General features: G+C 66.3%; 21 protein-coding genes, 1 tRNA gene and 1 pseudogene. 15 read left to right on the top strand and 8 right to left on the bottom strand.

Annotated elements, in window-relative coordinates:
- The first annotated feature begins 51 nt into the window (after window positions 1–51).
- A complete protein-coding gene (locus tag ACROSR_RS01580) occupies window positions 52–510 on the top strand; it encodes a hypothetical protein (RefSeq protein WP_432681996.1) in 459 nt (152 codons plus the stop codon).
- Window positions 511–623: 113 nt separating this feature from the next.
- Here ACROSR_RS01580 and ACROSR_RS01575 read toward each other — a convergent pair.
- The 3 genes and pseudogenes from ACROSR_RS01575 to ACROSR_RS01565 form a co-directional block, all read right to left on the bottom strand.
- Window positions 624–692: pseudogene (locus ACROSR_RS01575) on the bottom strand (hypothetical protein); the annotation flags it as partial.
- 401 nt (window positions 693–1,093) lie between these two features.
- Entirely contained in the window at window positions 1,094–1,798 is a 705-nt protein-coding gene (locus tag ACROSR_RS01570) for an anti-sigma factor family protein (RefSeq protein ID WP_432681995.1), read from the bottom strand.
- A 27-nt stretch (window positions 1,799–1,825) separates the two neighbouring features.
- Window positions 1,826–2,332 carry an RNA polymerase sigma factor gene (locus tag ACROSR_RS01565; RefSeq protein WP_432681994.1) on the bottom strand — a complete coding sequence of 169 codons (507 nt, stop codon included), beginning with the start codon at window positions 2,330–2,332 and terminating at the stop codon, window positions 1,826–1,828.
- 107 nt (window positions 2,333–2,439) lie between these two features.
- On the opposite strand from ACROSR_RS01565, the gene ACROSR_RS01560 reads away from it, so the two are divergent.
- From ACROSR_RS01560 to ACROSR_RS01530, 7 genes are all read left to right on the top strand, one after another.
- A complete protein-coding gene (locus ACROSR_RS01560; protein ID WP_432681993.1) occupies window positions 2,440–3,924 on the top strand; it encodes a S8 family serine peptidase in 1,485 nt (494 codons plus the stop codon).
- A 106-nt stretch (window positions 3,925–4,030) separates the two neighbouring features.
- Window positions 4,031–4,852, top strand: coding sequence for an alpha/beta fold hydrolase (locus ACROSR_RS01555; protein ID WP_432681992.1), 822 nt, complete (start codon window positions 4,031–4,033; stop codon window positions 4,850–4,852).
- Between the two features lie 33 nt (window positions 4,853–4,885).
- A complete protein-coding gene (locus tag ACROSR_RS01550) occupies window positions 4,886–5,932 on the top strand; it encodes a hypothetical protein (protein ID WP_432681991.1) in 1,047 nt (348 codons plus the stop codon).
- Window positions 5,932–7,497, top strand: a complete 1,566-nt coding sequence (locus ACROSR_RS01545) for an ABC transporter transmembrane domain-containing protein (protein ID WP_432681990.1) — start codon at window positions 5,932–5,934, stop codon at window positions 7,495–7,497. Before ACROSR_RS01550 ends, ACROSR_RS01545 begins: the two co-directional genes overlap by 1 nt.
- A gap of 347 nt (window positions 7,498–7,844) precedes the next feature.
- Window positions 7,845–8,819 (top strand): IS3 family transposase, encoded by a 975-nt coding sequence (locus ACROSR_RS01540; RefSeq protein ID WP_432681989.1) that lies wholly within the window; start codon window positions 7,845–7,847, stop codon window positions 8,817–8,819.
- Between the two features lie 106 nt (window positions 8,820–8,925).
- Window positions 8,926–9,057: a helix-turn-helix domain-containing protein gene (locus tag ACROSR_RS01535; protein ID WP_432681988.1), complete on the top strand. Its 132-nt coding sequence runs from the start codon at window positions 8,926–8,928 to the stop codon at window positions 9,055–9,057.
- A 278-nt stretch (window positions 9,058–9,335) separates the two neighbouring features.
- Window positions 9,336–9,584 (top strand): hypothetical protein, encoded by a 249-nt coding sequence (locus ACROSR_RS01530; protein ID WP_432682060.1) that lies wholly within the window; start codon window positions 9,336–9,338, stop codon window positions 9,582–9,584.
- Between the two features lie 411 nt (window positions 9,585–9,995).
- Here the strand turns inward: ACROSR_RS01530 and ACROSR_RS01525 are convergent.
- Window positions 9,996–10,072 (bottom strand) — tRNA-Ile (locus ACROSR_RS01525).
- 106 nt (window positions 10,073–10,178) lie between these two features.
- On the opposite strand from ACROSR_RS01525, the gene purM reads away from it, so the two are divergent.
- The 3 genes from purM to rnd all read left to right on the top strand — a co-directional run bounded on the left by purM (window position 10,179) and on the right by rnd (window position 13,077).
- Complete coding sequence (purM, locus tag ACROSR_RS01520) at window positions 10,179–11,228, top strand: phosphoribosylformylglycinamidine cyclo-ligase (RefSeq protein WP_432681987.1); 1,050 nt, start codon at window positions 10,179–10,181, stop codon at window positions 11,226–11,228.
- Complete coding sequence (gene purN, locus ACROSR_RS01515) at window positions 11,225–11,818, top strand: phosphoribosylglycinamide formyltransferase (RefSeq protein ID WP_432681986.1); 594 nt, start codon at window positions 11,225–11,227, stop codon at window positions 11,816–11,818. The genes purM and purN overlap by 4 nt, the downstream gene beginning before the upstream one ends.
- A gap of 98 nt (window positions 11,819–11,916) precedes the next feature.
- The gene (gene rnd, locus ACROSR_RS01510; protein WP_432681985.1) at window positions 11,917–13,077 is read left to right on the top strand and encodes a ribonuclease D; all 1,161 of its coding nucleotides are present in this window, start codon (window positions 11,917–11,919) and stop codon (window positions 13,075–13,077) included.
- A 47-nt stretch (window positions 13,078–13,124) separates the two neighbouring features.
- On the opposite strand, the gene ACROSR_RS01505 is transcribed toward rnd, so the two are convergent.
- Window positions 13,125–13,652 carry a hypothetical protein gene (locus ACROSR_RS01505; protein WP_432681984.1) on the bottom strand — a complete coding sequence of 176 codons (528 nt, stop codon included), beginning with the start codon at window positions 13,650–13,652 and terminating at the stop codon, window positions 13,125–13,127.
- 127 nt (window positions 13,653–13,779) lie between these two features.
- Between ACROSR_RS01505 and ACROSR_RS01500 the strand changes: the two genes are divergently transcribed.
- Window positions 13,780–14,190 (top strand): SufE family protein, encoded by a 411-nt coding sequence (locus ACROSR_RS01500; protein ID WP_432681983.1) that lies wholly within the window; start codon window positions 13,780–13,782, stop codon window positions 14,188–14,190.
- 24 nt (window positions 14,191–14,214) lie between these two features.
- Here ACROSR_RS01500 and ACROSR_RS01495 read toward each other — a convergent pair whose 3' ends face one another.
- The 3 genes from ACROSR_RS01495 to moaA are packed head-to-tail and all read right to left on the bottom strand — an operon-like array spanning window position 14,215 to window position 17,590.
- Window positions 14,215–15,261: a glycosyltransferase family 4 protein gene (locus ACROSR_RS01495; protein WP_432681982.1), complete on the bottom strand. Its 1,047-nt coding sequence runs from the start codon at window positions 15,259–15,261 to the stop codon at window positions 14,215–14,217.
- A gap of 35 nt (window positions 15,262–15,296) precedes the next feature.
- Entirely contained in the window at window positions 15,297–16,583 is a 1,287-nt protein-coding gene (locus ACROSR_RS01490; RefSeq protein WP_432681981.1) for a 3-deoxy-D-manno-octulosonic acid transferase, read from the bottom strand.
- Window positions 16,583–17,590, bottom strand: coding sequence for a GTP 3',8-cyclase MoaA (moaA, locus tag ACROSR_RS01485; protein ID WP_432681980.1), 1,008 nt, complete (start codon window positions 17,588–17,590; stop codon window positions 16,583–16,585). Before moaA ends, ACROSR_RS01490 begins: the two co-directional genes overlap by 1 nt.
- Window positions 17,591–17,676: 86 nt before the next feature.
- On the opposite strand from moaA, the gene ACROSR_RS01480 reads away from it, so the two are divergent.
- The 3 genes from ACROSR_RS01480 to ACROSR_RS01470 all read left to right on the top strand — a co-directional run bounded on the left by ACROSR_RS01480 (window position 17,677) and on the right by ACROSR_RS01470 (window position 20,110).
- A complete protein-coding gene (locus ACROSR_RS01480; protein ID WP_432681979.1) occupies window positions 17,677–18,108 on the top strand; it encodes a hypothetical protein in 432 nt (143 codons plus the stop codon).
- Between the two features lie 78 nt (window positions 18,109–18,186).
- The gene (locus tag ACROSR_RS01475) at window positions 18,187–18,852 is read left to right on the top strand and encodes an HAD-IA family hydrolase (protein ID WP_432681978.1); all 666 of its coding nucleotides are present in this window, start codon (window positions 18,187–18,189) and stop codon (window positions 18,850–18,852) included.
- A gap of 61 nt (window positions 18,853–18,913) precedes the next feature.
- The gene (locus ACROSR_RS01470; protein ID WP_432681977.1) at window positions 18,914–20,110 is read left to right on the top strand and encodes a DegT/DnrJ/EryC1/StrS family aminotransferase; all 1,197 of its coding nucleotides are present in this window, start codon (window positions 18,914–18,916) and stop codon (window positions 20,108–20,110) included.
- Window positions 20,111–20,115 lie beyond the last annotated feature (5 nt).

The raw sequence follows: 20,115 nt of genomic DNA, 5'->3' as shown, positions 1-20,115 counted from the left end.
AGCCATGCGGTTCTCTCGGCCTCTCCCGACCGGAGGCGAAAGGAGCTTGTCATGATTGCGCCCTGCCGGGGTTTGTCCTGCCGCGTCCATGCCGCCGTGCTTGCGCTTGGGGCGCTCGCTGCGCCCGGTCTTGCGGAACCGGCCGACGATGTGCCGCACCCACGCCTGGACCTGACCCTCAACACGGTGGTCGCGACCGAGGGCGGCGGCTGCCGGGTGACCTTCGTGATCCGCAATGATCTTGGCGCGGCGATCGAGAAACTGGTCACCGAGGCGGTGCTGTTCGACACGAAAGGCCGTGTCGCCACGATGACGCTGTTCGATTTCGGCGCCTTGCCCGAAGGCCGCCCGCGCGTGCGGCAATTCGATCTGGCCGGGTCGTCCTGCGACGATATCGGCGAGGTTCTGGTCAACGGCATCGGCACCTGCGAGGGTGACGGTCTCTCGCCGGCGATCTGCCTTGCCGGGCTGCGCCTGTCCTCCGACTCGGCTGTCGAGGTGACGGGATGAGCTGGATCGAGGCCATGATGGACCGGCTGGGCGTCGTAGAGCTCGATCAACTTGCGGTTGTCGTCGTTCGGGATGACGGCCATGAATTCCTGTTTGGCCTGCTCGCCGAGGTTCTTTGTGTCGACAAGAAACAGGATGCGGCGCGCGCCGGGGTGTTTGAGCAGGCGGTAGACTTGGGTCATCGCGGTGAAGGTCTTGCCCGACCCGAAGGCCGCCTGACAACGGAGTCCACCGGATGCTTACGGGCCATCTTCGAGGGTGGCCATCGCTTGGGCAAATAGAGTTGCGGCAGAATTCCCCATGCAACCACGGCCAATGGTAGTTGTGACTGGCGTCAGCGCAGCACTATGAATTCAAAGCAACGACAACTGAGGGCGGGGACCGATCAAGCGTTGCGCCTTTCGCGTCTTACGCCTCGGCGCCGTTCCTTCCGGGACAAGCCATGCGCGTCCTCCATTTGTTCTTGAATTATTGCCATCACCTGTCGGACATTCCGCGGCCGTTCAGGGTGCGGTTTCAACTCATGCGGCGATGGCGTCGGGCTATGGGATCGTTTGCATACCTTTGCACGTCGTCATGCAGTTCACTTCAGAAAATCCCGCTCTGCCTCTGGCGAGAGCGGCTGCGACGCGTCGATCGCGGAGTAAAACGCGTCGAGCGTTTCGAGTGAGGCGGCCGGCGCATAGCCGGTCGCGGTCGCGGCCGTCGCCATTGCGAAACGCAGCGACCAGTCCGAGCCGTCGCGACAGGCGACGTTGACGTAGCCTGTCGCGCCGCCTGCTGTGGTCTCGTATTCGCGGCAGAACGCGCCCGCCTTGTCGGTAAACGAGGCGACGATGCGCAGATCGCGCCCATCCGGCAGCTCCGCCTGCGCACCTGCGGGCAGCGAGCCGAGCTGCGACTGCAACTCGGCGTTCAACACAAGTGGGTCCGTGCGTGATGCACCGGACATGAAGAAGGCCCCGGCCGACAGCCCGGCCACGAGGGCCAGCGACGCGGCCAGTGCCATCGGCTGCCATCGGGGCCCGCGCTGGATCGGCACCACAGTGTCGGCTTCGCGTGACACGGCTGCGCCCATCTCTCGGATGCGGGTCCCGAGGTCTGCCGAGACGACAGTATCGGGACCCTCGCGCGCCGCCGCGTGTACCAACTTACCGGTCTGCGTAAACAGGGCGTAGCGGGCCGCCAGATCGGGATCATCGGCAATCCGGGCGTGCAGGCGCGCGGCCGCGTCACCGGTGATCTCGCCGTCGGCAAGCGCCATCAATGTCTCATCGTCGATTTCCATGGTCACCATCCTTGGTGTTGCCTGACGTCAACGGCTGGCGGCGCCGTCTATTCCGACCTTTTTCGCCAGGGCGAAGCGCGCGCGGCTCAGACGGCTCATCACCGTGCCCTTGGGGATCTCCAGTGCCGTGGCCGTCTCGGCATAGCTCAGGCCCTCGACACAGACCAGATGCAGCACCGCGCGCTGATCCTCGGGCAGGTCCTTCATGGCGGCCCGCACCGAGGCGAGCATCAGCCGATCGTCGGTTTGCGCGGCGCTGTCCACGGGGTCGGCCTGCGGTGCCTCGTGAATGTCGATAACCTCGCCGCGCGTGGCATCGCGCCGCAGCATGTCGATCCAGGCATTGCGCAGGATCCGGAACAGCCACGCCTCGAGCCGCGTCGCCGGGTCGAATTGCGCGCGGGCGCGAAACGCCCGCTCGGCGGTGATCTGCACAAGCTCTTCGGCCAAGTCCCCGTTGCGGCACAGTGACAGGGCGAAGCGCTTGAGATTGGGCAGAAGATCGACGACCTCCTCGACGAAATGATCCTGCATCACCTGCTTTTCTGGGCCTCGTCGTGTTCTGACGGAATTACCACCCGGTTTTTACGTTATCGTCTACATGGCATGATCGGTGACGAAGGCAAAAGGGGATTTCCGATATGCGACGCGTCTGGATGGTGGGCTTTGCAGTAATCTGCCTGTGGGGGGCGGGCATGGCACCAATGATGCCGTCGTTGCAGATGGTCGGAGTCGCGTGGGCTGATGATGGCGAGGGGGATGGCGGTGATGGCGACGGCGACGATGGCGGAAGTAGTAGCCCGTCTGGCGGCCGTGGCGCGTCCGGTGGCGGTGGCGGCGGCAGCGTCGGGACCGGTGAGGTCGACAGCCCGCGCGATGTGATCCGCGCGTTCCAGCAGCTCTTCAGGGGGCAATCGGTCGACCAGCCGCCGGCCCGGTCCCGGCAACGCGCCGCGCCGCAGCCCGCGCCCCGCCCCGAGCGCGCGCCCGATGAGATCGTCGCGCGCGACCTCACGCCAGAGGATACCGCGACCCTTGTGGCGCAAGGCTATGCCGTGCTGGAAAGCGTTGATCTGGCGAGCCTCGCCACCACCATTCGCCGCTTCGGCCTGCCCGACGGCGTGACGCTGGAGGCAGCGCGCGCTACGGTACGCGCGCTGCCGTCGGGTGAGGCCGCGGATTTCAACCACTACTACCGCACCGGACAGGACGGCATGGCCACCGCGGCGGCGTTGACCGACGCCCCCGAGGCGACATGCGACGGGCTGCACTGCCCGGCGCGCGCGCTGATCAACTGGCCCGAGGGGACCGGACCGGCGGGATGCGGCGCCCCGCTGCGCATCGGGATCGTCGATACCGGGCTCAACCCCGATCACGAGGCGCTGGTGGCCGCCGATATCGAGGTGACGCGCATCGCGCCCGAGGACTATTCGCCGTCGGACGCCATTCACGGCACCGCCGTCGCCGCCCTGCTGGTCGGGAACCCGAATACCCGCGTGCCGGGGCTGCTACCGGGCGCGCGCCTGAGCGCGGTCGATGCCTTCTACCGCGATGCGGGCGACGAGCGCGCCGATGCCTTCACGCTGGTGCGCGCGCTGGATCGTTTGGCGCAGGACGGCGTGCAGGTGATCAATCTCAGCCTTGCCGGCCCGCCCAACACCGTGCTGGAGGCCACGCTCGACCAGCTTGCGGATCAGCGCGGAATTGTCGTCGTAGCCGCCACCGGCAATGCCGGCCCGCGCGCCGATCCGGCCTATCCGGCGGCGTATGACGGCGTGATCGCGGTCACGGCGGTGGACCGCGGCGGCACCGCCTATCGCCGCGCCGGGCGCGGGCCGCATGTCGATCTGGCCGCGCAGGGGGTCGAGGTCTGGACCGCGGCCTCGATCGAGGGCGCGCGCTGGAGGACCGGCACATCGTTTGCCGCGCCCTTCGTGACCGGCGCGGCCGCGCTCTGGCTGCAGCACGACCCGATGCTGTCGCCGGCGGCCGTGCGCGGGCGGCTTGTCGGGACGGCCACGGATCTCGGCCCTGAGGGGCGCGATGACATCTACGGGTACGGGCTGCTGGATCTCGGGGGCAGGTGCCCCGGGTCGTTGCCGCTTCTGCCGGTATCCGCCGAGTAACCCGGCCACTTTTCATAGTCTGCAGGAAAAATCACGTCGCGCCGGGGAATAACCCTCGGCGCGCCACGTTGTCCCAGTATCGAACGCATGACCGGAGAATGGGACGATGAAAGACATCACGATGCATCTCGACGTGGATATCCCCGAGAAGATCACGGCCTGCAGCGCCGCCGGTCGCCTGACGGCCCGGGTCATCCGGCCGGCAAACCCCGTGCCCGCACCACCCATGGTCGTCCTGCACGGCATCTCGCGCAATGCCCGGGACCTGGCGCGGTTGTTCACACCCGAGGCCGAGCGTACCGGCCGCACAATCATCGTGCCGCATTTCCCCGAAGACATCTGGCCCGTGTTTCAGCGCCCGTGCAAGGCCGCGCGGCCGGATCAGGCCCTGCTGGCGCTGCTCGACGCCGTCGCCTCAACGCTGCCCGACCGGGCCGGCCCGGTGGACCTGTTCGGCCATTCCGGCGGCGCGCAACTGGCGCATCGCTTTGCCATGCTCTACCCGCACCGGGTCACCGCGCTGCACCTGGTGGCGGCTGGCTGGTACTGCCTGCCAGACCAGAAGATGCCTTATCCTTACGGGCTGGCGCCCGGCACTGACCGCGCCGGCGCCAACTGGGCGCGGCGCAACACCGAGGGGCTGCGCGAATTTCTGCGCCTGCCGATATCGGTCTATGTTGGCAGCCGGGATGTCGCCCGCGACCCGGCGCTGCGCACGACCTCGGCCCTCGATGCCGGGCAGGGCCGCAACCGGCATGCACGTGCCCGCGCCTATGTCGCGGCGCTGACCGTCGCGGCCGACCGGCACGCGCTACCCGCGCGGGCACGCTTTGTCGAACTGGCCGATTGCGATCACGACGTGGCGCGCGCGATCACCCAAAACGATCTGGCGGCGCGTGTGCTGGACGCGCGTCGTCAGGCGATCTGAACGCCACACGACACTTAACCCCGGAGATTCGAGATGACCCTTTCCGACACCCTTGCGCAGGCCAAGTGGACCTTTGCCACGAGGCGGGTGGATCGTGCCCGCGTGGCCCGCGCCGATACCGATTTCATCGCCGCGAAACCTGGAGATCTGATCCTCGCCCATGTGGAAAAGATCGGACAGCACCGCCGCGTGCAACTGCCCTCGGGGCGGCCATCGCTGATCTATCCCGGCGACGCGGTGGTGATGGCCTGCGGTGCGCGCTACGCCCCCGACCAGTTCGAGGGGCTGGCCGAGATCGACGCGCAAGGCGCCGACCTGCTGGCCGGGGGCGGCTGCATCGGGCGGATGGTGGCGCGCAACAGCCGGATCAAGCCGGCCACGCGGCTGATGCCGTCGGCCCGGTTGCTGGATGCGGCGGGACGTGCGGTGAGCCTTGCCGATTTCGCGATATCGCCGCATCGGGGCGCGCCGCAGACGCCGGTGATCGCGGTACTGGGCACGGCGATGAATTCCGGCAAGACGCTGGCCACCGCGCAGCTTGTCCTCGGCCTGCGGCGCGCGGGGTTCCGCGTCGGCGCGATCAAGGCGACCGGCACTGGCGCATTCGGCGATACCAATGAATATAGCGACAGCGGCGCGCATTACGTGGGCGATTTCACCGATGCCGGAATGGTCACGACCTACCGCGAACCTCTCGGCCGGATCAAGGCCGCCACCGAAACGCTGATCGCCGAGGCCGGCGCGCAAGGCTGCGACATCGTGGTGATGGAGGTGGCCGACGGCCTCTTGCAGCGCGAGACTGCCGCGATCATCGCCGATCCGTGGTTCAAGGCGCTGATCTCGGGGCTGGTCTTTGCCTGCGGCGATGCCGTCGCGGCGGCGGGCGGCGCGGCGATGCTGATCCGTCAGGGACTGCACCCCGATGCGCTGACCGGCATGGTCAGCTGCTCGCCGATGGCCAGTACCGAGGCCGGAGAAGCGACCGGATTGCCCGTATTGACCAAGGACGATCTCGCCGATCCGGCCGAGGCCACGGGGTTCGCCCTGCGTGCAGGCCTTGGTCGTAAAGAGGCCGCGTGATGTCGATGCCAGGACTTCTCGATGGTGGCCGCCGGCGCGGGCTGGCTGTCGTCAGCCTCGTGACGCTGGTGCAAGGCATCGCGGCAGGCATCGCGGCCTTCGCCACCCGTGGCCTTTTCGAGGCGATGCACGCCAAATCGAGCCTCCCGCCAGGCCTGATCGCGGCGCTGGCCGCCTCCGGGCTGGCGATAGCGGGCGCGCGGGTTCTGGCGCGGCTGATGGGCGAACGGCTGGGGCAGGACTATGCCCTTGCCATCCGCCTGGCGCTGCTGGACCATGCATCGGGGATGCCGGCAAGCGCCGTGGCCAGGCGGCGCAGCGGCTATATGAGCCTGCGCTTCGTGGGCGACATGACCGCCTTTCGCAACTGGCTGGGCAAGGGGTTGCCCCGGCTGATCGCGGCGGCGGTGATGGTGCCCGCCGCCTGTGCCGTCCTCTGGATGCTGGAGCCGCGCTTTGCCCTCGTCATCGCGCCGCTTTTCGGCGTCACGCTTGGGGCGATGGCCCTTGCCGGACCCCGGCTGGAGCCGCTGCACCGCCGCCTGCGGGCCCGCCGCGCGCGCATCGCCGCCGAGATGGCCGAACGCATGCCCCTCGCCCCAGAGCTTGACCGGATGGGGCGCCGGCCGACCGAGCTACGCAGCCTGCGCAAGCGCACGCAGCGCATGATCCGCGCCGCGATGCGCCGCCTCGCCTGGGCGGAATCGCTCAAGTCGCTGCCGGATGCGGTGGCCGGGCTGGCCGCCTGCGCGGTGATCGTCACCGGCGCACAGACCGGGGCCGGCACGGGCACCATTGCCGGCGCTCTGGCCGCCATCGGCCTCGTGGTGACGCCCTTGCGTGACCTGGCAAGCGTCTGGAATTTCCGCGCGGCCTATCTCGCGGCGCGCAGGAAGTGCATCGCGGCCCTGACGCGCGACCAGCGCAGCACCGGTCGGGGCAACGCGCGCCTGCCCCGCGGGCCGCTTGATGTCGAGGTGCGCGATCTGCCGATGCCGGAGGGACACGTGCTGTCACTAAAGATCTCGGGGGGTGGGCAATGCGACCTGACCTGTGCGCCATCCGATGCCGACGCGCTGTTTTCGGCACTTTGCGGGCTCGAAAAGATACCGCCCGGCCATGTCACCCTGTCGGGCATCTGCCTGACCAAACTGTCGCGCGGCAGCCTGCGCCGCGGGGTGCATCAGCTGAGCAGCACACCCGTGGTGCTCATGGGATCACTGCGCCGGAACCTGGCGCTCGGCCTGAGCCGGCGGCCATTGGATGCGAGGCTCGAAGAAACGGCGCGCGACGCCGGGCTGAGCACGCTGCTGGACAAGATCGGGGGCCTTGACGGTCCTCTCACAGAGGGTGGACGCACGCTTTCGGCGCACGACCGCAGCGCGCTCTCGCTGGCCCGGATCCTGCTGGGCAGGCCGCAACTGGTCCTGTTGGGCGACGGCGCCTGGCATCTCGACCCGAAGGCAAGGCACATCCTCACGGCACATCTCGAGACAAGCACGGCCACCGTCCTGCGCCACCCGGCCCTGTCACAGGCCAGCGGCAATGGCCCACTTGCCGCCTGACAAAACGGGAATGCACAGGAACAGGGATGATACCAGCGCGCGAAACGTCTGACCCTGCGGCCCTTTCCAACCTCCCTGATCCCTGATTCCCGGCTGGAAAACGGATCATGAGACAGAGATAGAACATGCGCTGGAGATCAAGCCGAGCTTGGCGCGACCGCGGGCACTGGCGGCGCGTGAGCAGAAGAACCGGACGGCGCGGCGGATGCTGGCGCTCGCGAACGCGCTGAAGGGCAAGAGTGTGAATCGGCATGGAAAAGTGATCCACCTGTGGAGTGCGCCCCTCGGGATGGACAGATTAAGTGAGTTGAATTGACCGGGAGCGGGCTTTCAGAGGAAGAAAGCACATGCTAAGACGCCATCGCAGCCATAGCACCGAGTTCAAGCGCCAGGTCGTCGCCGAGTATCATGCCGGCGAAACCCTGCATGCATTGGGCCGCCGCCACGACCTTTCAAGAAACCTGATCCGGATCTGGATCGAGAATGGACCTGTCGCGGTTTGGTGCCGCTCCTTTGCTGCATATTATGCTATCAAAGGAGCGGCACCAAACCGCGACAGGTCCACCGGCAAGCCTGACGACGGGGCGATCGTTGCTGAAATCCGCATCATCACCGACGAGTTCGAAGGCTACGGCTATCGCCGCGTCGATGCGGAGCTCCGCCACCGCGGTTTCGTCGTGAATGCAAAGAAGGTGAGGCGGCTAATGAAGGAGCACGATCTGAATCCGCGGCGACGACGGCGTTTTGTCCGCACGACCGACAGTGATCACGACAGCCCCATTTTTCCGTTCGTTGCAAAAGGGTTCGAGGTTCACGGCCCGGACCAGCTCTGGGTGGCCGACCTGACCTACCTCACGATCACCGGTGGCTTCGCCTATGCCGCGCTCATTCTTGATGCCTGGTCCCGCCGCGTGGTGGGATACGCAATCGGTCGAGGCATCGATGCGCGCCTCGCCGTGAAGGCGCTTCGCCAGGCGATCGCGCTGCGCAGGCCCTTGCCCGGTTGCGTGTTTCACACGGACCGCGGCTCGCAATACGCGTCAGAAATGCATCGCGACCTGCTCGAGGAACATGGCTTCGTCGGCTCCATGAGCCGGCGTGGCAATCCCTACGACAACCCGCAGGCCGAGAGCTCCATGAAGACGCTGAAGGTGGAAGATGCCTATCTGATGGAATACGAAACATTCGAGGATGTCGCCGACGGCGTGCCGCGCTTCATCAAGGCCTACAACACCCGTCGCCTGCATTCAGCCCTGGGGTATCTAAGCCCCACCCAGTTCGAGGACCGCAACGCCCGCAAACCTGTCAAAACCGCCGCCTGATCCTGTCCATCCCGAGGGGCGCACTCCACTGGGTGGGTTATGATCATCTAAAACTGACCCACCTGCCACGTTAGCATCCTTGCGTTCATGCACGGAGGAAGAGCAGGTGTTACTAATAGAAACGGCACTAAAGATCCGTGGTTGGATCTTGGGCGATGGCCGCAGCATCCGTGCTGTGGCGCACGAGACAGGCATCTCGCGCATGACGATCAAGAAATATTTGAAGGACCCGAAGTAACCGCAGTATCGGGAGCGGCAACCGCGTGTTGGTCACAAACTGGGCGCGGCATTCGAGGCGCGTCTCCGGGAGCTTTTCAAACACGATTTGCAGCTTCGGCGGCGTCCCGCGCCGGGTGATAATCGATCCACCGCAGTTGGCAAACCGTCTGGGAGACGGTTTGGACATGAACGGGTGGAGCCCCAGGATCATCGACAACCCCAAAACCATGGTCACCTAAGTCTCACGATCAAAGGATCGGATCTTTCATCCACGCTTTCTGGCCTTGATGAACCACTATGTCATCGAACCGCCGTCCATTGGGCTTGAACCAATGGCGCCACAATGAACGGCCTTGCACCCCCGCCGCAGGATGGGAGAAGGGTCAGGTCGAGAAGCAGGTCCAGTTTCTGCGTGGCGAGTTATGCTGCCCAAAGCTTGCCTTTGACGATCTGGATGCGCTGAATGACTGGCTGCGCCTGCGCTGCGCGGAACCGGCTGAGCGCCACCATCCTGCTCACCGCATCCTGAAGACGCAACACGCCTGACGGAAAGCAGGCGCCAAAGAAGTCGTGCGCATTGGGCTTCCCAAAGTGAATCCTTCACGGGATAGTTCTGCAACAACGCCACCTCAACCTCATGAAAAGCAAGACAGCACGAGGGATGGTTCGCTCACATATTCATGTCTTGTGCGATGGATCGACCAGGGTCTTTTCGCGATTTTTCCGGTTGTGGCAGATGCGCCACCTTGTTCAAGGTTCCAATTTCCGAAGAGACGATCGGACGCTCTACTGGGCTCTGAAACATCGATCGGGCGCGTTGCCTGGAGCTGAGAGCCCAAGGTCCCGGCCAAATGCTGGATGGTTCCGCGAAAAGACTCACAACCGGTGTTCAGAGGAAAAGAGGTTCAATGAACCTTTTGCCCAGTTGGTAGAAATCCGTTAAGGAGTTGAAATCGTTGGTAGGCCCGGAGGGACTCGAACCCCCAACCAAAGCGTTATGAGCGCTCTGCTCTGACCAATTGAGCTACAGGCCCGACCAGAAGTACCGATACGTGCAGCCTTGGGTGAGGTCAAGGCTTTGACATTGCGCGGCTTGCCGGGATGGTCTAACGCGGGGCGCATGTGGGATCGGGGGCTGCCATGACCGAAAAGCGCGACGCGATGACCTATGCCGAGGCCGGGGTCGATATCGATGCGGGCAATGCGCTTGTCGAGCGGATCAAGCCGGCGGCGGCACGCACGCGGCGCGCGGGCGTCATGGCGGGTCTTGGCGGGTTCGGCGGACTGTTCGATCTCAAGGCGGCGGGCTTCAGCGATCCGGTCCTTGTTGCCGCGACCGATGGCGTGGGCACCAAGCTGCGCATCGCCATCGACACGGGCCATGTCGATGGCGTGGGGGTCGATCTTGTGGCGATGTGCGTCAACGATCTTGTGTGCCAGGGGGCGGAGCCCCTGTTTTTCCTAGATTATTTTGCGACCGGAAAGCTCGACCTAGATCAGGCGGCGCGGATTGTCGACGGGATCGCGCGCGGCTGCGAAGGGTCCGGCTGCGCGCTGATCGGCGGCGAGACGGCCGAGATGCCGGGCATGTATCCGGCGGGGGACTTTGATCTTGCGGGCTTTGCCGTCGGCGCGATGGAGCGGGGCTGTGCGTTGCCGGACGGCGTGGCCGAGGGCGATGTCCTGTTGGGTCTGGCCTCGGACGGGGTGCATTCCAACGGGTATTCGCTCGTCCGGCGGATCGTCGAGCGGTCCGGGCTTGGCTGGGATGCCGCCTGTCCATGGAGCGAGGGAGCCCTCGGGGCGGCGCTGCTGACCCCGACGCGGCTTTACGTGCGCCCCGTGCTGGCGGCGTTGGCGACCGGCGGTGTGCATGGGCTTGCCCATATCACCGGGGGCGGTCTGACCGAGAACGTGCCGCGTATCCTGCCCGAGGGGCTCGGGGCCGAGATCGATCTTGGCGCGTGGCCGTTGCCGGGCGTCTTTCGCTGGCTGGCCGAGACCGGCGGCATGGCCGAGGACGAGCTTCTCAAGACCTTCAATGCGGGCATCGGAATGGTCGTGGCGGTGGCCCCCGACGCGGCGCGGCGCGTCGCGGACAGCCTGCACGACGCGGGCGAGCAGGTGCACCGGCTCGGGCATGTCGTCCCCGGCGATGGCACGGTGCGCTACACAGGCGGGCTTCTTTGACCAGACGGGTCGCGATCCTGATTTCCGGTGGCGGGTCGAACATGCGCGCACTGGTCGAGGACATGACCGGCGACCACCCGGCGCGGCCCGCGCTGGTCCTGTCGAACACCGCCGATGCCGGTGGCATCGAGTGGGCGCGGGGCAGGGGCCTTGCAACGGCCATCGTCGATCATCGCCCGTTCGGGTCCGACCGGGCCGCGTTCGAGGCCGAAATAGCGGCACGAATGGTCCGGCACGAGATCGACCTGATCTGTCTGGCCGGTTTCATGCGGGTGCTGACGGCGGGTTTCGTGTCGCAATGGCAGGGGCGCATGCTCAACATCCATCCGTCGCTATTGCCGAAATATCGCGGGCTGAATACCCATGCCCGCGCGCTTGCCGCTGGCGAGCGTGAGGCCGGCTGTACCGTGCATGAAGTGACGGCGGAGCTTGACGACGGGCCGATCCTTGGACAGGCGCGGGTTCCGGTACATTCCGACGACACCCCCGAAACCCTGGCTAAGCGGGTGCTGGCGCAGGAACATGTTCTATATCCCGAAGTGCTGCGGCGTTTTGCCGGCGGTGACCGGCGCCGGGTCGATATGGGCTGAGCCTCGGCCCTCGTTGGCATCTCCGAGGATCTCGGATATATCCGTCTTGCGGGCTGTGCCGGACCTGCAGGACACGACAGAAAGACGAAATCGCCCTCATGAAAACGATTACCACGACAGATGACCTTGCCGCGTTCTGTACCAAGGCGCGGCAGTACCCCTACGTGACAGTGGACACGGAATTCCTGCGAGAGCGGACCTATTATTCCAAGCTGTGCCTCGTGCAACTTGCGGTGCCGGACACGGACGAGGACAGCGCCGTTCTGGTCGATCCGCTTGCGGGCGAGGGCCTGTCACTGGCGCCGCTCTACGAGCTTTTTCGCGACACTTCGGTGGTCAAGGTGTTTCACGCAGCACGGCAGGATCTGGAGATTTTCCACGTCGATGCCGGCGTCATTCCCGCCCCGCTTTTCGACACGCAGGTTGCGGCGATGGTCTGCGGCTTCGGCGAACAGGCCGGGTACGAGACGCTGGTCAAGAAGATCGCCAAGACGTCGGTCGATAAAAGTTCGCGCTTCACCGACTGGTCGCGTCGACCGCTCAGCGATGCGCAGAAAAGCTATGCCCTGGCCGACGTGACGCATCTGCGCGGGATCTACGAGCATCTCGCCCGGAAACTGCAAAACACCGGCCGCGCGGGATGGGTCGACGAAGAGCTGAGCGTCCTCACCGATCCCGAAACCTATCGCGCCGACCCGCAAGAGGCGTGGCGCCGGGTCAAGACCCGCAATACCGCGCCCCGGTTTCTGGCCATCGTGCGCGAGCTGGCGCGGTTTCGTGAGGAACACGCGCAAAGCCGCGACATACCGCGCAGCCGGATCTACAAGGATGACGCGCTGGTCGAGCTTGCCGCGACCAAGCCGCAAAGCGTACAGGATCTGGGCCGGTCGCGCCTTCTGCTGCGCGAGGCGCGCAAGGGCGAGATCGCCGAGGGCATTCTGACGGCCGTCAGGGCCGGGCTGGACTGCCCCGAGGCGGATCTGCCCATGCCCGACCGCACACTTGACCGGCAGCAGGTGAACCCGGCGCTCGCCGATCTTCTGCGCGTTCTCTTGAAGGCCAGAAGCGATACCTACGATGTCGCGTCGAAACTGATCGCCAGCGCTGCGGATCTGGATGCCATCGCCGGCGGTGCGCGCGACGTATCGGCCCTGCGCGGCTGGCGGCGCGACGTGTTCGGCGGCGATGCGCTGCGGCTTTGCGAGGGCGAAATCGGTCTCGCCGTCCGGGGCAAGGTGGTCAAGCCGGTGGAACTCTGACCCCGGCTGCGATCCCGGCTGACCGGCGGCCGGCCCGATAGTCCGGATCAGCGCCGACTGACGCGTTCGTTGCGCTGTCCGCGCACGCGGATCTCTGTCGCGCGCTCGACATCCTGGGTGGAGACGAAAACGGCGGCGTGCACCTGTCGTGTGCGTGGCGGTCCTTGCGGCGTGTCCGACGGCTGCACCGCCCGCAGCTCGTATGACAGCACGCCATTGACGGGATCGTTCTTCGCCTGCCCGGGGATCATGCGCACGTCGAAAGCGCCTTGTCGCATCGTCTGCCCGGTCACGTGGATGATCGCGCCGTCGCCGGTGCGCTCGACGTCCAGCGCGATGATCTGATCCACAGGCATGCCTTCATAGACCTCTTCGCGGGTGCGGCGCCGGAAAATGCTGTTCTCGCGTTCCGGGATCAGCGGGTTTGTCCCCTCGGCCGAGGCCGCGGCCGGATCACGACGTCGGGCCGTGCTGCGCCCGAACCAGTTGCGTGGATTGATCCGCGAGTCGCGGAAACCGCCGCATCCTGTCAGGGCCAATGCCCCGGCCATGGATATGAATACGCGCCTGTGCATGCCGTCTGCCCTCATGTCCTACAGGTATTGGGTAGCGTATCCGTCTGCGCTTGAAAAGGTGCAAGCCGGGGCTGGACGTTTTCCGCATCGCTGCCTACGTCATAGGGTGTGGGTCAAGGAGAAGAGCATGGCAAACGCAGCATTCGAAGAAATCGTCGATGACTTCGAATTTCTCGATGACTGGGAAGACCGGTACCGGTTCGTGATCGACAGCGGCAAGGCGATGGAGCCGCTCGACGATGCGCTGAAGGTGCCCGCGACCAAGGTGGATGGCTGTGCCAGTCAGGTCTGGTTGCATCCCCGGATCGAGGACGGGCGTTTCATGTTCGAGGGCGACAGCGATGCCGTCATCGTGCGAGGTTTGATTTCCGTGCTGCGCGCGCTTTACAACGGGTTGCCCGTCTCGGACGTTCCCAAGGTCGACGCGCCCGCCGAACTGGAACGGCTGGGGCTGCACGATCACCTGTCGGCGCAACGCTCGAACGGGCTTCGGGCGATGATAGAGCGCATCCGCTCGGTTGCGGCCGAGGCCGCCTGACACCTCGGGATCGTCGCATCGCGGTCATGCCGCGTCGAGCAGATCGCGGTAAATCGCGCAAAGCGCTTCGGCTTCCTGTTCGATCCGGCAATGCGACCGGGCATGAATACGCGCGTTGTCGGACCATTCGGCGCGCAGCGCGGGATCGTCCAGCAAGGATGCGATGGCGTGTGTCATCGCGTCCAGATCCTCGACATCGACCAGTGTTCCGGTCCGCCCGTCCTGTACCAGTTCCTCGAACGCACCGACCCGCGTGGCGACCACCGGGCTGCCGCAGGCCATCGCTTCAAGCGGGGTCAGGCCGAACCCTTCCCATCTTTGAGGCGCGACATAAAGGTCGAGCGCTTTGAACCAGCGCGACACGTCCCAGTGCGGATCCTCGGGCAGGAACAGGACCCGGTCCTGCAGCCCCGCGGCCGCGACCTTGTCCACCAGCCCCTGATGGAACGTGCGAAACCGGTCTGTCACGCCGCCCATCATGACCGCCACCGTGCCGGGACGGTCCGGCAAAAGGCGCAGCATCGCGTCGATGAACAGGTCGTTGCCCTTCTGCGGCCGGATGCGCCCGAAGCACCCCACGAGGAGGCTGTCCCGCGGCAGGCCGAGTTCGGCGCGCAGCGCGCCCTTGTCGGGCGCCGGCGAGAACCGCTCGACATCGATGCCGTGATGGACGACCTGCGCGGCCACCTCCAGAAACGAGGCCGACTTGGCCGAGGTCGCCACGACGCGGTCCATCCGCCGGATCATCCATTTCGTCAGCCTCTTGTGATCTCGCTGCGCCGCCGAGGTGAAGATCAGCTTGAGATCCTTGCGCAGCAGATGCCGCAGCACGATCCCGGCAAGCATCTCGTTGTTGCGCCGCGCATGCCATACCCTGCGGCGACGGCTCAGCGTTGGCAGGCAGGCAGGCGGGATCTGGGGGATGTCGGCGGGGATGTTCGGCCCGCAGGCCGCCACGTTCATCATGCGCGCCTGGATCGGCACCAGCCGGAACACGGTGGATGTCACGCCCGACATGCGGGATTTGAAATTCGGCGCGATCACGTCGATGGTTTCGGCGGCATGGGACATGGCGGCATCCTTGGCTGACAGGGCGTCGGGCGGTTCTACGTCGGATCCAGCAGCGCCGAAAGATCCCGCGTGAGCGTGTCCAGCACGTCATCCTGTGCGGTGGCAAACGCGCGCGCCTTGTCGCGCATCGCATCAAGGCGCCGGGGATCCCCGAGCAGCGTGACAAGGGCGGGGCCAAGATCCCCGGCCTTTGCAACCTCGCGCGCGCCACCCGCCGCGTCGAGCGCGGGGTAAGTCTCCGCGAAGTTGGCATAAAGCGGGCCGTGCAGGATGGCCGACCCGGCATAGGCCGGCTCGAACGGGGTGTGACCACCGACCGGCGTGAACGAGCCGCCAAGACAGGTGATCGGACACAGCGCGTACCACAGCCCGGTTTCCCCGAGGGTGTCGGCGAGATAGACCTGTGTCCCGGCGTCGATCTGCCCGCCGCCAGCCCGGCGGGCCCCGGCAAGATCGGCCCCGGCGATCATCCGCTCCAGTGCCGGTCCACGATCCGGGTGACGCGGCACGAGGATGACAAGCGCGTCGGGATGATGCCGCAGGACATGCGCATGGGCGGCGAGCATGATCTCTTCCTCGCCGGGATGGGTCGATGCCGCCAGCCAGAGCGGACGCGCGCCGATGCTGGTCTCGAACGCCTGCCGCGTGGCGTCATCAAAGGGCAGGGCCCCGGACAGGGATTTCAGGTTTTGTCCCTGCCGGGCCTGTTCGAGACCAAGGGCATGCAGATGAGACACGGTGCGCGCGTCCTGACAATGGATCAGGCGGAAATGCCCCATCAGGTGACGCGCCGTGCGCGGCGCGCGGTTCCAGTTGCGGGCGGATGTGTCCGACAGGCGCGCGTTCAGCAGCGCGAGCGGAATGCCGGCCGCATGAGTGTCCTCCAGCATCTGTGGCCACAGTTCGCTTTCGACGAAAATCGCGGCCGAGGGGCGCCAGTGCCCCAGGAAACGGCGCATTGCGGCGTGCGTGTCAAGCGGGGCGAACTGATGCCGGGTGCGCGGCGGCAGCCGCGCCATCACCACATCCGCGGATGTCGCGGTGCCCGAGGTCAGAAGGAATTGCAGGTCGGGCCGCGCCTCGCCCCAATGGCGAATGAGGCGGAGGACGGACACGCTTTCGCCGACGCTTGCCGCGTGAAACCACACCAGCGGACCCGCAGGGCGGGGTTCGGTGGCATGCCCCAGACGCTCGGGCCAGCGATCGGGCGGCGTGCCATGCGCGGCCAGCTTGCGGCAGACACCGCGATAGGCCGCCGGACCAAGCAGGTTTGCCGCCAAGCTGTAAAGCCGCAACGGCAAGGGCACGCCCGCACGGGGCATCAGCCGCCGGTATGGCTCATGTGGCGCGTCACGCGTCCGTCGACCGACTGGCGGGAATAGTCGAAATCGTGGCCCTTGGGCTTGTTCGCGATGGCCGCGCGAATCGCATGCTCCAGCGGGGCGTCATTGCCCGGATTGTTGCGCAGGGGCGCGCGCAGGTCGGCCATGTCATCTTGTCCGAGGCACATGTAAAGTTCGCCGGTGCAGGTCAGCCGCACGCGGTTGCAGCTTTCGCAGAAATTATGCGTCAACGGCGTGATGAAACCGATCTTCTGCCCCGTCTCTTCCAGCCTCGCATAGCGCGCGGGGCCGCCGCTGCTCTCGGCCAGTTCGGTCAGCGTGTACTGCTCGGACAGGCGCGCGCGCAGGTCCGACAGTTTCCAGTACTGGTCAAGCCGGTCCTCGTTGCCGATATCGCCCATCGGCATCACCTCGATGAAGGTGAGGTCCATGTCGCGTGTCTTGCACCACTCGACCAGCGTGAAGAGTTCGTCCTCGTTGAACCCCTTGAGCGCCACGGTGTTGATCTTGATGCGCAGACCCGCGCGTTGCGCGGCGTCGATGCCCTTGATAACCTGCGGCAGGCGGCCCCAGCGGGTGATGTCGGCAAATTTCTGCTCGTCCAGCGTGTCGAGCGAGACGTTCACCCGCCGCACCCCGGCCGCGAAAAGATCGTCCGCGAACCGTTCGAGTTGACTGCCATTCGTGGTGAGCGTCAGCTCCTTCAGATCGCCCGAGTCCAGATGCCGTGTCATGCCGTTGAAAAACGTCATGATCCCCTTGCGCACCAAAGGCTCGCCGCCGGTGATCCGCAATTTCTCGACGCCCATCCTGACGAAGGTCGTGCACATGCGATCCAGTTCCTCCAGCGTCAGAAGTTCCTTCTTGGGCAGGAAGGTCATGTTCTCGGACATGCAATAGACGCAGCGAAAATCGCAGCGATCGGTGACGGAGACGCGAAGATACGAGATCGCGCGTTGAAACGGGTCGATAAGAGGCACTGTCATACCGTCAAACTACGCCTCGCACATGCCTGCGACAAGGGCCGTGTTGCAGATTGCTCCGGAGATGCGGATCACGTTATGATTGCCCCATGAGACACCAGATCAAGACACTCGCCGTTTTCATCCTGTTGGGCGGTTGCGCCCAGTTCGAGCCGGGCAGCCCCGCCCCGCCGGACGCATCGTCCGCCCCGCCCGCGCCCGAAGAGGCGGCGACACCGCGGACGGAAGAGGACGAGCCGTCGCAAGACGCGCAATCCCCCGCCACCGGTGATCTTGGCCTGACCGTGGCCTCGCTGGGATCGGCGAAAGAGCCGGGGCTGTGGTTGAAAACCCCGCTCGTCCCGGTTCCCGGCCGGGGCCGCCTGACCGATCCTGCCACCGGACGCTCGGTCGAGGTGGACGTGATGCCGCTTGACGCGGCGCCCGGCGCGGGCAGCCGGTTGTCGCTGGACGGCTACCGGGCGCTTGGCCTCTCGCCCACAGCCTTGCCGGAACTGCGCCTCACGGGCCTCGGCGCCTGACGCGTCGATTTCGACGTGTCATTCGCCGCCGGGTCGCGTAAGGCCCTGCGGCGACGATGGCGGATGAAGGAGCGCGCGATGCGCACGGTGGTTTTCGATCTCGATGGCACGCTTGCCGATACCAGTGGCGATCTGATCGCTGCGGCCAATGCGTGTTTCCACAAGCTGGGTGCGCGCGATCTGCTGGACCCCGTGGCGGATGCGGGGGTGGCCTTGCGGGGCGGGCGCGCGATGCTCACCCTCGGGATGGACAGGCTGGGGCGGGCCGAGGACGCGGCCGAGATCGAACGGCAATATCCCATCCTGCTAGAGGCCTATGCCGAAGCGATTGATGTGCACACGACGCTGTACCCCGGCGCGATGGCGGCGGTGGAAGGGCTGAGCATGGCCGGCTACCGCGTCGCGATCTGCACCAACAAGCCCGAGCGTCTGGCGCGCCTGCTGATGCAGCGGCTTGGCGTGCTCGATGCCTTCGCGGCCCTCACCGGCGCCGACACGCTTGCGGTGCGCAAGCCCGACCCTGAACATCTGCGCGAAACCGTGCGCCGCGCGGGCGGCGACCCGGTGCGGTCGCTGCTGGTGGGCGATACCGCGACCGACCGCGACACGGCGCGCGCGGCCGGCGTGCCGTCGGTGCTTGTCGGGTTCGGCCCGAATGGCGGGGCGGTTGCCGAGCTGGCCCCCGAGGCGGTGATCGGGCACTATGACGAACTGCGCGACGTGGTGACGCGGCTGATCGGCTGAAAGCCACGGCACGGGCAGGAAAACATTGACGCGGGCCGCGCGCCCCCGCAAAACTCTGGCCATGACAGAGGTCTTCACCGGCAGTTTCACCCAGCAGGAACCGATCCCCGACGACGGTATCGCGGCGGCGCTGGATGTGCTGCGGTCGGGGCGGCTGCATCGCTACAACCTTGCCGGTGACGAGACGGGCGAGGTCGCGCTGCTCGAACAGGAATTCGCCGCCTATACCGGTGCGCGCTATGCGCTTGCCGTGACCTCGGGCGGGTACGCGATGGCATGCGCGCTGCGCGCGCTCGGCGTGGGGCCGGGGGACCGCGTTCTGACCAACGCCTTCACGCTTGCGCCGGTGCCCGGCGCGATCGCCAGCGTGGGCGCGGTGCCGGTCTTTGTCGGCGTGACCCAAGAATTGACCATCGACCTCGACGATCTGGAGGCGAAGGCGGGTGCGGCCGATGTCCTGATGCTAAGCCACATGCGCGGGCATCTGGCCGACATGGACCGGCTGATGGCGATCTGCGAGGCGCACGGCATCACCGTGATCGAGGATTGCGCGCATACGATGGGGGCGGCGTGGCGCGGTATCCCCTCGGGCCGGTGGGGCCGCGTGGGCTGTTATTCGACCCAGACCTACAAGCACATGAACTCGGGCGAGGGCGGGTTGCTGGTCACAGACGATGACGCGGTGATGGCGCGGGCCACCCTGCTGTCGGGGTCCTACATGCTGTATGCGCGCCACGGCACCGTGCCGCCAGAGGCGACGTTCGACGCGGCGAAATACGACACGCCCAATGTCTCGGGCCGCATGGATCATCTGCGCGCGGCCATCCTGCGCCCGCAACTGCGCAACCTCGACGCGCAATGCGAGAAGTGGAACGCGCGCTACCGCGTGGTCGAGGACGGGGTGCGCGGCACGCCGGGCCTGACCGTTGTCGAGCGGGCCGCGCAAGAGACCTATGTCGGCTCGTCCATCCAGTTCCTGTTGCTGGATTGGCCGGGGGCGCAAATCGCCGAGGTGCTGACGCGCTGCCGCGCACGCGGGGTCGAGCTCAAATGGTTCGGCGGCGCCGAGCCCGTCGGTTTTACCAGTCGCTACGACAGCTGGCACTACGCCCCGAGCGCGCCGATGCCGGCGACCGACCGTATCCTGCGCGGGACCCTCGACATGCGTCTGCCGCTGACCTTCAGCTTGGAGGATTGCGCGCAGATCGCCCGGATCATCCGCGCCGAGGTGGGCGCGGTCTTCCAGTCCGAGGGCTGAGGCGG

The sequence above is a fragment of the Roseovarius tibetensis genome (assembly GCF_050896375.1).
GTDB classification, from domain to species: domain Bacteria; phylum Pseudomonadota; class Alphaproteobacteria; order Rhodobacterales; family Rhodobacteraceae; genus Roseovarius; species Roseovarius tibetensis.
This window is presented reverse-complemented; position numbering and strand designations above follow the sequence as displayed.